This is a genomic window from Cupriavidus sp. UGS-1 (assembly GCF_021213615.1).
GTDB lineage: Bacteria > Pseudomonadota > Gammaproteobacteria > Burkholderiales > Burkholderiaceae > Cupriavidus.
Genome location: NZ_JAJQJF010000022.1, coordinates 59026 through 71088, shown reverse-complemented (window position 1 = coordinate 71088; position 12063 = coordinate 59026). Strand labels below are relative to the sequence as shown.

Sequence of the window (12063 nt, the reverse complement as noted above, 5' to 3'; positions counted from 1 at the left end):
CGATTCACCATGCCAGATTCCGACGAGGCACTGTGCAAAAAAGAACAGCCGGAACCACCCATTGGGACGATCTGCTGACGCTGGCCGTGCTGGCCCGCTCGGGCAGCTACGCCGCCTGCGCGCGCGAGCTTGGGCTGACCCATGCCACCGTGATCCGACGCCTGCGGCGCCTGGAGACGGCGCTGGGCGCGCCGGTGGCCGAATCGGTGCAGGGCCGGATCGAGCTGTCGCCGGCCGGGCGCATCGCGCTGGCCGCGGCCGAGCAGATGGAGCGGCATGCCGCGCGGATCGGCCGCGAGCTCGAAGCGCGCCGCGCCAGCCCCGGCAGCGTGTCCGGCACGGTCAAGCTGACCGCCACCGAGGGCGTGGCGACGCTGTTCATCGCCGAGCGGCTGCCGGCGCTGCGCGAGCGCCATCCGGGACTGACGGTGGAACTGATCGTCGAGGCGCGCCGCGCCAGCCTCGCACGCCGCGAGGCGCATCTGGCGATCCGGCTCAATCGACCGGTCGAGGAACAGGTGGTGGCGCGCCGCGTCGGCACGATCCACTACGGCGTCTATGGCAACGCGGCCATGCGCCGCCGCTACACCGACGAGGGCCTCGCCGCGCTGCCGTTCTGCCAGCTCGCGTTGTCGCTGGCGCCGGGCGTCGCGTTGCCCGAGATCCGCTGGGTCGACAAGCAGATCGCACGCGACGCCATCGTGCTGTCGAGCAACAGCGTCGATACGCTGCTGACGGCAGCCGCGGCCGGCGCCGGAGCCGCGCTGCTGCCGCACTTCGCCGCGCGGACGCAGCCGTCGCTGCATCTGCTGCAGGACTGTCCGGACGTGCGGCGCGAGGTCTGGCTGGCCTATCCGTCCGAGTACCGGCGCCAGCCGCGCTTTCGTGCCGTGGCCGACTGGCTGGCCGAGTGCTTCGCGGAGATGCCATAGGCCGGGCTGTCCCGCCGGGCCCTGGGGCAATCACGGCACCTGCCGCTGCACCGGCGCGCCGATGCCGGCGTCCGTCACCGGCGCGATCACCAGATAGCGGCGCGCATCCTGGCGCTCGCCACCGCCGGCGACGACCTGACGGATCGGCCCGACCGTATTGACGATGGCCGATCCGGCCGGATTGGCCATGAAGCGCGCCAGTGGATCGATACGGCCGCCACCATCGGCCCTGTCCGCCAGGCCCAGCACATAGGCCTGCTTTGGCTGCAGCCCGGTCGCCGAGGCCTGCAGCACCTGCACCAGCCCCTGATCGAACAGCGCGACGCTGGTGGGCGCCTGTTCGGCATGTTGGGCAGGTTGGGCCTGCTGTGCCTGCTGGGACTGCTCCGATCCGCCCGCGGCGACCGGCACCAGCGACAGCTGCGTGGCCCTGGCAATCGTGCCGGCCGGCTGCAGGTTCTGCCGGCCATCGCCCTGCCTGACCGCGTCCGGCACATAGACCACCGCCTGCGGCGCCTGGCCGACGGGGATCGTCGCGACCACGCGCTGGCTCAGCGTATCGATCGCCGCGAGGGCGTCCTCGTTCTCCAGCCCGACATAAATGCGGCTGCCGTCGCCCGAGGGCCACAGGCCGTGCGGCAGCTTGCCGACCGGAATGGTCGCGACCTGCGAAAAATCGTCGGTGCGGAACACCTTGACCTCGTTGGTCCCGCCCACCGTCACGTAGGCGAACTGGCCGTTGCGGTTTCGCACGAAATTGACGTGGTTGGTGATCGGCCCGGTATCGATGGTGCGGATGGGCGCAAAGGGCGGACGCGCATCGAACACCTGCACCTTGCCGATGTCCTTCAGCGTGAACCAGACCTGCTTGCCGTCGGGCGTCGCCGCGATGTTCGGGCAGAACGCGCTGGCCTGCTCGATGGTGGCGATCACCTTGTGCTCGGCCACGGACACCACGCTGGTGCGCGGCTGGAACGACGAACAGACATAGCCGTACTTGCCGTCCGGCGAGAAGATCTGCATGCCGGGCCCGGCCGGCACGGGGATCCGGGTCTTCTCGCGATAGGTCGCCGCGTCGATCACCGCGACATAGTCTTCGCCGCGCACCGTGACCCAGAGCTCCTTGCCGTCCGGCGTGTAGAACGCCTCGTGCGGCGAGCGGCCGAGATAGGTCACGTGCCGGACCGCATTGGTTTGCGTGTCGATGAACGATACCGAGTTCGAGCCGATCGACACGACCGCGAGCGTGCGGCCGTCCGGCGAGAAGCCAAGGCCGTGCACCAGCAGCTGTCCCTTGTACAAGGGGCTGAAGTTGGCCGGCGTCGGCTCGCCCAGGCGGATCATGCCGAGCACCTCGTTGGAAGCCGGATCGGTGACGGACACCGTGTTGGAGAACTGCTCCGCGGCGTAGATGCGGTCGCGATGGCTGATCGGCCGGTCGGGATCGGTGGCGGCGCGCGGCGGCTGGCCAGCCCGCGTGGCGGCCGGCAAGGCCAGCGACAGGGCCAGGGCCGCGATGGCGGCGGTCGGGGTGAGCTTCATCGTGGCTCCTTGTGCGAATGGTGGATGGCGCGGTGGCCCGGCTCGCTGCCGGCGACCGCGCTGCCGGCGACCGCCGCAGTATCGGCGGACGTATCGGCAGGCATATCGGCGAACGTATCCGCCACCGGCGGCGCCTGCCCGATCGCGAGATACATCGCGGCAATCTCCTGCTGCTGCGTGGCGATGATCTCCTGCGCGATCCGGCGCAGTTGCGGGTTGCGGCCGTGCCGCAGTTGCGCCATCGCCATCTCGATCGCACCGCGGTGGTGCGGCACCATCATGTGGACGAAGTCGCGGTCGACGTCGCCGCTGGGCGCGATCGCCATGTCCTTCATCATCCGTTCCATCGCGCGATCGTTTTCGGCCAGGAAGGCCGCGTGATCGCCGGCATCGGCGGACGCCGCCACGGCGAACACCGCCAGCACTGCGCCGACCGCCCACGACATCGGCGATGCAGCCGGCGCGCCGCCGCGACCGCGGTGGCGCCTTCGAAAACACAGAGCCATGCTGTCCTCCTCGAGGTCCGTATCAACAGGTGAACAGCGGTGCCGGCACCCTTATTCCCCCCAGCCGGAAAAAAATCGCGATCGGCGGCCGGCGCCGGCGGGAATAAAATCGCCCCGATGGTGTTCACGCTGTAAGGGCAGACGCCGGGCAGACCCGGCACGGCCCGCCGACCGACAAAGGAACAGCGATGGGGGTTCGTGAAGAACTGATCGACCACGTGCCGCGGCTGCGCCGCTATGCGCGCGCGCTGGTCCACAACCGCGAGCTGGCCGACGACCTGGTGCAGGACACGCTCGAGCGCGCGCTGCGCCATGCGCGGCAATACCACGACGGCACCGATCTGCGGGCCTGGCTATTCACGATCATGCATAACGCCTTCGTCAACCAGATGCGCAGCGCCGGCATGCGCGCCGCGCATGTGCCGATGGACGACGACACGCTGTCCGACGGCCTGCCGGGCGCCGACTGGCACAGCACGGCGAATCCCGCCGGCTCGCTGGAGGTGCGCGACCTCGACTACGCGCTGCAGCGGCTGCCGGCCGAACAGCGCGAGGTGGTGCTGCTGGTCGGCCTCGAATCGATGAGCTATGCCGAAGTGGCGCTGGCGCTCGGCATTCCCGTCGGCACCGTGATGTCGCGGCTGTCGCGCGGACGCGAGCGGCTGCGCAGCCTGATGGCCGGCGTCAAACCCGAAGCCCGACTGAGGGTGGTGCGATGAGCAACGAAGCATTCGCGATCAGCGAGGAAGAGATTCACGCCTACGTCGACGGCATGCTGCCCGACGCGCGGCGCGCCGAGATCGAGCAGCGGCTCGAGCACGACCCGCAGTTGGCCCAGCGGATCAGCCAGTACTACGCGCTGAACCATATGCTGCACGCCCGCTACGACCGCGTGCTGAACGAACCGCTGCCGTCGCGGCTGCGCGGCGAGCCCGCGCGGCGCGGCGCCTGGCTGCGCCGGCTGGACTGGCGGCTGCTGGGCGGCATGGCCGCGGCGCTGGTGGTCGGCATCGGCATCGGCGCCAATGCCGATGCGTGGCGCCGCGCGCTTCCCTCCTTCGGCGGCGAGCTGGCCCGGCGCGCGCCGGCGCGTCTCGATACCGGCGAATCGTTTGCGCGCCAATCGGCGATCGCCCACGTGATCTACGCCCCCGAAGTGCGCCGGCCGGTCGAAGTCGGCGCCGACCGCGAGCAGGAGCTGGTCAAATGGGTATCGAACCGGCTGGGCGCCGATGTCCGTCCGCCGATCCTGACGCGCACCGGCTTCTCGCTGATGGGGGGTCGCCTGCTGCCGAGCAACCACGGCCCGGTCGCACAGTTCATGTACCACGACGCCAACGGCGAACGGATCACGCTGTGCATCTCGCACCGCGACCTCGCCGCCGACGTGACCGCGTTCCGGCTGTACCAGGACGGGTCCGTCAACGTGTTCTACTGGATCGACGGCAAGTTCGGCTACGCGGTGTCGGGCGGCATCGACCGGCAGCGGCTGCTCGAACTCGCGCACGACGTGCACGCGCAGGTCGCCGCGCAGTAGCGGCGGCGATCCGGGCGCAGCCGGGGAAACGCTCAGAACGTCTTCGTCAGCGACGCCCAGGCCGTGCCCCGGCCCATATGGCGTCCTCTGGCATTGGTGTACACCGCCCGGTTCGCATTGGTATCGATATAGGCCACGGCCAGCGCGAAGCCGTTGCCCAGGTCCTTGGTCAGGCCGAGCTTCCAGTCGGTGTACGAGGCGTCCGCCACGTTCTGCACCTTCTGGTAGCCGACGTGCGCGTTCAGCGTCAGACCCCAGAACTCGAGCGGCACGTTGGCCGCCAGGTCGACGTACCAGCTGTTCTTGCTGTCGTGGAAGCCGAACAGGTTGGTGGGCGCGTACGAGTACTTCAGGAACACCGGGCCATAGCCGATGCCCGCGTAGATCTCGGTGGTGTACGGCCGCGTGAAATTGGCCGGATAGTCGCCGGGGTAGTAGTACTGCAGCACGCCGACGTCGTAGTTCCACTTGCCGTCGCCGAAGGTGTTCTTGAAGCCGGCGTAGAAGTCCATCTCGATCGGCGCCGACACCTCGTCGTTGCTGTCGTTCAGCCAGCTGATGCTCGAGTTCCAGTTGCCCGCGTAGAAGCCGCTCGCATGGCTGTAGTCGAAGCCGCCCTGGATCGCCGGCCGGCGGTCGGTCTGCATGATGCCGCGGTAGCGGTATTCGGAGGCCAACGACAGATTGCCCGTCAGCGTGTGTTCGGCAGGTTGCGCGGCAGCGGTCTGCGCGGCGGCGGGCATCGCGGCGGTCAGCGTGGAAGCGGCCAGCAGCGCGGCCGCGGGATGGCGCGGTAGAGTCAAAGGCATGGTGACGAAGTAGAAGATGGGACCTGATCTCCCCCCGAAGGGGCCTTCGTCACGATAGACGCCGGTGCCTAAAAACGGTGTCAAAAGCCGGGGCCGGCGCATCCGAATGCCATAAAAGCAAAGGCCTCGCGCCAGCCCCCATGTCATCAACCCGCGAAGCGATAACCAATGCCGGTCTCGGTCAGCAGATGAACGGGCTGTGCGGGATCGCGCTCGAGCTTGTGGCGCAGATGGCCCATGTAGACGCGCAGATACTGGCTGCTGTCCGACTGCGACGGCCCCCATACCTCGCGCAGCAGTTCGCGATGCGTCATTACCTTGCCGCGGTGGGCGATCAGCACCGACAGCAGCCGATACTCGATCGGCGTCAGATGCACCGGCTGCCCCGCGCGCGTGATCACGCGATTGGCCAGGTCCACCTGCACGTCGCCGAAGGCGATAAGGTGGCTGCCCTGCGGATTGACCCTGGCGTGCCGGCGCAGCAGCACCCGCACGCGCGCCACCATCTCGCCGACGCCGAACGGCTTGGTCAGATAGTCGTCGGCACCGCCGTCGAGCGCGACGATCTTGTCCGCTTCGTCGCTGCGCGCCGACAGCACGAGGATCGGCACCTGGGTCCAGGTCCGCATCTCGCGGATCAGCTGCACGCCATCGCCGTCGGGCAGGCCCAGATCGAGGATGACCAGATCGGGTTGCCGCGTGCCGGCGTCGATCAGCCCCCGCTTCAGCGACTCGGCCTCATGCACGGTACAGCCCTCGGCCTCGAGCGTCGCGCGTACGAAGCGTCGGATATGCGGTTCGTCTTCGACCAGCAGCACCGTGGGAGAGAATTCGAATGGCATGACGGGTAATGGATTTCGTTGCGGGCGCTCGGCGGCATCGGCTCAAGCGTGCGGGGCCTGGGGCTCGGCCTCCAGCGGCGGTGGATTGCCGCGTGGCAATGCGACGACGAAGCGGGCTCCAGGTCCGTGCCCGGCCTGCCGCTGCGCGGACCGCGCCGGCCGCTCCGGCTCTGCCCAGATGCGTCCGCCATGGGCCTGCACGATCGCCTGGCAGACGGCGAGCCCGAGGCCGACGCCGGCGGTCGCCGATTCGCGCTGTCCGCGCACGAATTTCTCGAAGATCTGGCGCTCGCTGCCGGCCGGCACGCCAGGCCCATCGTCCTCAACAAGGATGCGGACCTCATCGTCGCCCGCTTCCGCGGACACGCGGACCGCCGTCCCCGCCGGCGTGTGCTTGGCCGCATTCTCCAGCAGATTGCACAGCACGCGCTCGATCAGCACGGCATCGCACTGGACCAGCGGCACGCGGGACAGGTCGGCCACCGCGACGCGGTGCCGCGACAGCGCCTCGCGCATCGCCGCCAGGCTCGAGCCGACCAGCTCCTCGACCGACTGCCACTCCCGCCTGATCCGCACCTCGCGGCCTTGCAGCTTCGCCATGTCGAGCAGGTTGACGACCATCGTGCGCATCCGTTGCGCCTGCTCCAGCATCGCGGCAACGGTGTCGGCCACCGCCGGCGCCAGCGGCGGGTCGCTGCGCCGCAGCGTCTCCGCCATGCCGATCAGTCCGGTCAGCGGCGTGCGCAAATCGTGCGATACCGCGGCCAGCAGCGAGCTGCGCAGCCGCTCCGACTCCATCGACAGTAGCGCCTGCTGCGCGACCTCGACATAGTGCAGCCGCTCGATGGCGATCGCGATCAACGTGCAGAACGCATCCACCTGGCGCCGCAGTGCCGGCTGCGCGAAGGCTCGCCACGCGGCCGGCTCCACCGCCAGCACGCCGCGCGTGCGCATCGGCGCCTTCAGCGGCAGATAGAGCACGGTGCTGCCGGGCAGCGTATGCGTGCCCGTGCCCGCGGGTTGGCCATGGTCGAACACCCATTGCGCCAGCACGTGGTCGATCGAATCGGTGCGCGCCGCCGTGTCCCGCTGCTGCTGGTCGGTCACCGGCGGCAGCAGCTTGCCGTCAGAGGATGTCAGAAAGAACGCGGAATTGGCATCGAACGCCGCGCGGAGGAAGCGGCTGCCGATCGGCACGATCTGGTCCAGCGTCAGCGCCGACGACAGCTCGCGGGCCAGCTCGTACAGCGTGCGCGCATCGGTCTCGCGCTGCACCGCGACCTGCGCCTGCTCACGCAGGCCGGCGGTCAGCTGGCCGATCACCAGGCCGACCGACAGCAGCACGACGAAGGTCAGCAGGTACTGCACGTCGGTGACCGCGAACGACAGCCGCGGCGGCACGAAGAAGAAATCGAACGCGGCCACCGACAGCACCGACGCCAATGCCGCCGGGCCACGCCCGTGCCGCAGCGCGACGCCCATCACGGCGGCCAGAAACAGCATCGCGATATTGACGACGTCGAACCATGGCGTGGCCAGCGCCGACAGCGCCGAGGCACCGGCGCACCAGACCACGGCCCACAGGTAGTCGCGGCGCCGGGCCCCATCGGCCGGTGCGTCGGATTGCTGGGCGTCCTCGTGGGGCGGGCGCAGGTCGGTCCGCGTGGTATCCGCGGCCACGCGAATGATGTCGATCTCGGGACAGCCGACCGCCAGCGCGTCGGCGAAGCTGCGCCGCCCGAACCATGCGGCCGGCGCGCCGACCAGCGGCGACAGTGCCAGCGCCAGCAGCGAACGCGCGCGCTCGGCCAGCGAGTCGCCGCCGCGCCGCCAATCGCCCGGCGCGCGTCCGATCACCACCTTGGTCACGTTGTGCCGCCGCACGTAGCCGGCCACCGCCTGCACCATGTCCGCACCGGCCAGCGTCTCGGTGCGCGCGCCCAGCTGCTCGGCCATCCGCATCGCGTGCTCGAGCCGGACCCTGGCCCGCTCCGACGGCGGCGCCAGCCGTGGCGTGGCGACCGTCACCACATGCCAGTCGCAATCGAGCTGGTCCGCCAGCCGCCGCGCGCTCTTGACCACCTGCGCGGCATCGTCGCCGCTGCCGATGCAGGCGAGCACCGCCTCGCGCGTGCGCCATACCGGCTGCACCGGTTCGGACTGGCGCCACGCGCGCACGTCGTGATCGACACGTTCGGCGGTGCGGCGCAGCGCAAGCTCGCGCAGCGCGATCAGATTGCCCTTGCGGAAAAAATGGCGCGCGGCGTGGCGCGCCTGCTCGGGCAGATAGACCCTGCCCTCCTTGAGCCGCCGCAGCAGCTCGTCGGCCGGCAGGTCCACCAGCACGACCTCGTCGGCGCCATCGAACACCGCGTCGGGCACGGTTTCCCAGACCCGGATGCCGGTGATGCCGCCGACCGCCTCGTTCAGGCTGTCCAGGTGCTGGACGTTGACGGTGGTCCAGACATCGATGCCGGCGGCGCGCAGTTCCTGGATGTCCTGCCAGCGCTTGGGGTGGCGGCTGCCCGGCGCATTCGAATGCGCCAGCTCGTCGACCAGGATCAGCGCGGGTCGGCGCGCCAGCGCGCCGTCGAGGTCGAACTCCTGCAGCACGCGGCCGCGATAGGGCACGTCGCGCATCGGCAGCCGTTCCAGGCCGGCCAGCAGCGCCTCGGTCTCGGCGCGGCCATGCGTTTCCACCACGCCGATCGCCACATCGGTGCCCTGCGCCGGGGCCGCCCTGGCGGCGGCCAGCATCGCGAAGGTCTTGCCGACGCCGGCCGACGCGCCGAAATACACGCGCAGCTTGCCGCGCGCGGCACGCTCGCCCTGCTGCTGGACCATCCGCAGCAGCGCATCGGGATCGGCGCGCGCACCGGTATCGCGCAATTCGGCTTCGGTCATCGGCAATGGAACCGGACTGGGCTAAGGCAGAACAAGAGAAAGGCCATTCTGCCACGGCACCCGCGGCACTACTTCGGACCGGGCTCGCCGAGCGAGTCCAGCGCCAGGTTCAGCCGCAGCACGTTGACGCCGGCATCGCCGAGCACGGCCAGCGCGGGCCGGTCGGTGTTGGCGGCGATCAGCTCGCGTACCTGCTGCAATGTCAGGCCGCGCGCACGCGCGACTCGCGCCGCCTGATACTCGGCCGCGGCCTGGCTGATATGCGGGTCCAGGCCGCTGCCCGAGGCGGTGACGAGATCCACCGGCACCGGCGCCGTGTTGCCCGGGTCGGCCGCGCGCAACGCCTCGATGCGTGCGCGTGCCGCGTCCGCCAGCGCCGGATTGCTGGGGCCGAGATTCGAGCCGCCCGAGGCCGCCGCGTTATAGGGCATCGGCGCGGTGGCGGACAGCCGGCCCCAGAAATAGCGCGGCTCGGAGAATGGCTGCCCGATCAGCGACGAGCCGATCGTCCTGCCGTCCTTGACGATCAGCGAGCCGGCCGCCTCGTGCGGAAACACGCTTTTGGCCAGTCCCGTGACGATGGCCGGATACAGCAGGCCCGTCAGCACCGACAGCGCGGCGAAGACGGTCAGCAGCGGGCGCAGCATGCCCGGCTGTTCGGCGGCAAGGGGCGCGGCCTGCGGCGATGCGTGGGGATTCATCATGGTGTCCTTCGATTCGATGATTCAGCGACTGCGTGATCCGGCGCTCAGGCCCAGCCCAGCACGGTCAGCAGCATGTCGATCAGCTTGATGCCGGCGAACGGCACCAGGATGCCGCCGAGGCCGTAGACCAGCAGGTTCCGCCGCAACAGCACCGCCGCGCCCAGCGGCCGGTAGGCGACGCCCTTCAGCGCGAGCGGAATCAGCACGACGATGATCAGCGCGTTGAAGATGACGGCGGACAGGATGGCCGACGCCGGCGTGGACAGCCCCATCACGTTCAGCAGCCCCAGTTGCGGATAGGTGGTGGCGAACGCCGCCGGAATGATGGCGAAGTACTTGGCGATGTCGTTGGCCACGCTGAACGTGGTCAGCGACCCGCGCGTCATCAGCATCTGCTTGCCGATCTCGACGATCTCGATCAGCTTGGTCGGATTGCTGTCGAGGTCGACCATGTTGCCGGCTTCCCTGGCCGCCTGCGTGCCGCTGTTCATCGCCACCGCGACATCGGCCTGCGCAAGCGCCGGCGCGTCGTTGGTGCCGTCGCCGGTCATCGCCACCAGCCGCCCCTGCGCCTGGTACTGGCGGATCAGCTTGAGCTTGGCCTCGGGCGTGGCCTCGGCCAAGTAGTCGTCGACGCCCGCTTCCGCGGCGATCGACGCCGCGGTCAACCGGTTGTCGCCGGTGATCATCACGGTCTCGATGCCCATCCGGCGCAGCTCGCCGAAACGCTCGCGGATGCCAGCCTTGACGATGTCCTTCAGCTCGACCACGCCCAGCACGCGAACCTGGCCGTGCTGCTCGTCGGCGACCACCAGCGGCGTGCTGCCGGCGCGGGCGACATCGTCGACGGCCTGCATGACGGCATCGGGAAACTTGCCGGCGCGCTCGGCCACGTAGCGGCGCACCGCATCGGCCGCCCCCTTGCGCACGTGGCGCGGCCCGCCGTTGCCCTGCAGGTCCACGCCGCTCATCCGCGTCTGCGCGGTGAAGGGCACGAACGTGGCATTGCGCTGCGGCACATCGGGGATGCGCAGGTCCGCCTGTTGGCGGGCCAGCGCGACGATGCTGCGGCCTTCCGGCGTGTCGTCGGCCAGCGACGACAGCCACGCCGCCTCGGCCAGCTGCGCCGGCGCCACGCCCGGCGCGGCAATGAAGCGCGCCGCCTGGCGGTTGCCATGGGTGATCGTGCCGGTCTTGTCGAGCAGCAGCACGTCGACGTCGCCGGCCGCTTCGACCGCGCGGCCCGAGGTGGCGATCACGTTGGCCGCCATCATCCGGCTCATGCCCGCCACGCCGATGGCCGACAGCAGGCCGCCGATGGTGGTCGGAATCAGGCAGACCAGCAGCGCCACCAGCACCGTGACGGTCACCGGCACGCCGGCCCTGGCCGCCAGCACGCTGTAGACCGAGAACGGCTGCAGCGTCGCGGTGGCCAGCAGCAGCACGATGGTCAGGCCGACCAGCAGGATGGTCAGCGCCAGCTCGTTCGGCGTCTTCTGACGCTTGGCGCCTTCGACCATCGCGATCATCCGGTCGATGAAGGTTTCGCCGGGATTGGCGGTGATCCGCACCACGATCCAGTCGGACAGCACGCGCGTGCCGCCGGTCACCGACGAGAAATCGCCGCCCGATTCGCGGATCACCGGCGCCGATTCGCCGGTGATCGCGCTCTCGTCGACCGACGCGACCCCTTCGATCACCTCGCCATCGCCGGGGATCATGTCGCCGGCCTCGACCAGCACCACATCGCCGCGGCGCAGCGCCGTGGCCGGGCGCGGCTCGATCGCGCCGCCGCGCCGTCCGTCCTTCAGCACGCGCGCCGTCACCGTGGTGCGCAACCCGCGCAGCGCCGCGGCCTGTTGCTTGCTGCGCCCTTCGGCCAGCGCCTCGGCGAAGTTCGCGAACAGCACCGTGAACCACAGCCAGACCGCGACGGCCAGAATGAAGCCGGCGCTCTCGCCGCCAGCAGACGCCGCGGGCGCGAAGGCGGCGCGCAGAAACAGGATGGTCGTCAGGATGCTGCCGGCATAGACGACGAACATCACCGGATTGCGCAGCTGCTGGCGCGGCGACAGCTTGCGGAAGGCCGACGCTAGCGCGGGCTTGAGCAATTGCGGTGCGAACATGCCGTGCGCCGCGGCACGGTCGGAAGTGGGAGAGCGATCGGCCAAGGGCGTGGCGGCCGACATGTCGTCCGGATTGCCGCCGATCTCGGCCGCATTGGCCGTCGATTCTTGTTGCATGGGATCTCCGCAGTGCGCTAGAGAGGTGGAACGGACGTCGACGC

10 protein-coding genes are annotated in these 12063 nt (G+C 69.9%); 3 read left to right on the top strand and 7 right to left on the bottom strand.

Annotation, left to right across the window (positions count from 1 at the left end; translation table 11 throughout):
* Positions 1–32: 32 nt before the first annotated feature.
* Positions 33–932 (top strand): LysR family transcriptional regulator, encoded by a 900-nt coding sequence (locus tag LRR16_RS22045; RefSeq protein WP_232207115.1) that lies wholly within the window; start codon positions 33–35, stop codon positions 930–932.
* A 30-nt stretch (positions 933–962) separates the two neighbouring features.
* Here the strand turns inward: LRR16_RS22045 and LRR16_RS22040 are convergent, their stop codons facing one another.
* Positions 963–2474: a YncE family protein gene (locus LRR16_RS22040; protein WP_232207114.1), complete on the bottom strand. Its 1512-nt coding sequence runs from the start codon at positions 2472–2474 to the stop codon at positions 963–965.
* Positions 2471–2920: a DUF305 domain-containing protein gene (locus LRR16_RS22035; RefSeq protein ID WP_006579645.1), complete on the bottom strand. Its 450-nt coding sequence runs from the start codon at positions 2918–2920 to the stop codon at positions 2471–2473. The genes LRR16_RS22040 and LRR16_RS22035 overlap by 4 nt, the downstream gene beginning before the upstream one ends.
* 248 nt (positions 2921–3168) lie before the next feature.
* On the opposite strand from LRR16_RS22035, the gene LRR16_RS22030 reads away from it, so the two are divergent.
* Together LRR16_RS22030 and LRR16_RS22025 are read left to right on the top strand one after the other, a co-directional pair.
* A complete protein-coding gene (locus LRR16_RS22030; protein ID WP_006579644.1) occupies positions 3169–3699 on the top strand; it encodes an RNA polymerase sigma factor in 531 nt (176 codons plus the stop codon).
* Positions 3696–4517, top strand: a complete 822-nt coding sequence (locus LRR16_RS22025) for an anti-sigma factor (protein ID WP_232207113.1) — start codon at positions 3696–3698, stop codon at positions 4515–4517. Before LRR16_RS22030 ends, LRR16_RS22025 begins: the two co-directional genes overlap by 4 nt.
* Positions 4518–4549: 32 nt before the next feature.
* Here LRR16_RS22025 and LRR16_RS22020 read toward each other — a convergent pair whose 3' ends face one another.
* From LRR16_RS22020 to kdpB, 5 genes are all read right to left on the bottom strand, one after another.
* Positions 4550–5326 carry a TorF family putative porin gene (locus LRR16_RS22020; RefSeq protein ID WP_255674200.1) on the bottom strand — a complete coding sequence of 259 codons (777 nt, stop codon included), beginning with the start codon at positions 5324–5326 and terminating at the stop codon, positions 4550–4552.
* Positions 5327–5472: 146 nt separating this feature from the next.
* Positions 5473–6168 (bottom strand): two-component system response regulator KdpE, encoded by a 696-nt coding sequence (kdpE, locus tag LRR16_RS22015; RefSeq protein ID WP_232207112.1) that lies wholly within the window; start codon positions 6166–6168, stop codon positions 5473–5475.
* Between the two features lie 42 nt (positions 6169–6210).
* The gene (locus tag LRR16_RS22010) at positions 6211–9072 is read right to left on the bottom strand and encodes a sensor histidine kinase KdpD (protein WP_232207111.1); all 2862 of its coding nucleotides are present in this window, start codon (positions 9070–9072) and stop codon (positions 6211–6213) included.
* A gap of 68 nt (positions 9073–9140) precedes the next feature.
* Complete coding sequence (kdpC, locus tag LRR16_RS22005; protein ID WP_304524547.1) at positions 9141–9773, bottom strand: potassium-transporting ATPase subunit KdpC; 633 nt, start codon at positions 9771–9773, stop codon at positions 9141–9143.
* A gap of 47 nt (positions 9774–9820) precedes the next feature.
* A complete protein-coding gene (gene kdpB, locus LRR16_RS22000; RefSeq protein ID WP_370646871.1) occupies positions 9821–12019 on the bottom strand; it encodes a potassium-transporting ATPase subunit KdpB in 2199 nt (732 codons plus the stop codon).
* Positions 12020–12063: the final 44 nt, after the last annotated feature.

Excerpts from the sequence above, each read along its gene's own strand:
- LRR16_RS22040 (WP_232207114.1), bottom strand. The coding sequence starts at position 2,474 with ATGAAGCTCACCCCGACCGCCGCCATCGCGGCCCTGGCCCTGTCGCTG.
- LRR16_RS22035 (WP_006579645.1), bottom strand. The coding sequence starts at position 2,920 with ATGTCGTGGGCGGTCGGCGCAGTGCTGGCGGTGTTCGCCGTGGCGGCG.
- LRR16_RS22030 (WP_006579644.1), top strand. The coding sequence starts at position 3,169 with ATGGGGGTTCGTGAAGAACTGATCGACCACGTGCCGCGGCTGCGCCGC.
- LRR16_RS22025 (WP_232207113.1), top strand. The coding sequence starts at position 3,696 with ATGAGCAACGAAGCATTCGCGATCAGCGAGGAAGAGATTCACGCCTAC.
- LRR16_RS22020 (WP_255674200.1), bottom strand. The coding sequence starts at position 5,326 with ATGCCTTTGACTCTACCGCGCCATCCCGCGGCCGCGCTGCTGGCCGCT.
- kdpE (WP_232207112.1), bottom strand. The coding sequence starts at position 6,168 with ATGCCATTCGAATTCTCTCCCACGGTGCTGCTGGTCGAAGACGAACCG.
- LRR16_RS22010 (WP_232207111.1), bottom strand. The coding sequence starts at position 9,072 with ATGACCGAAGCCGAATTGCGCGATACCGGTGCGCGCGCCGATCCCGAT.
- kdpC (WP_304524547.1), bottom strand. The coding sequence starts at position 9,773 with ATGAATCCCCACGCATCGCCGCAGGCCGCGCCCCTTGCCGCCGAACAG.
- kdpB (WP_370646871.1), bottom strand. The coding sequence starts at position 12,019 with ATGCAACAAGAATCGACGGCCAATGCGGCCGAGATCGGCGGCAATCCG.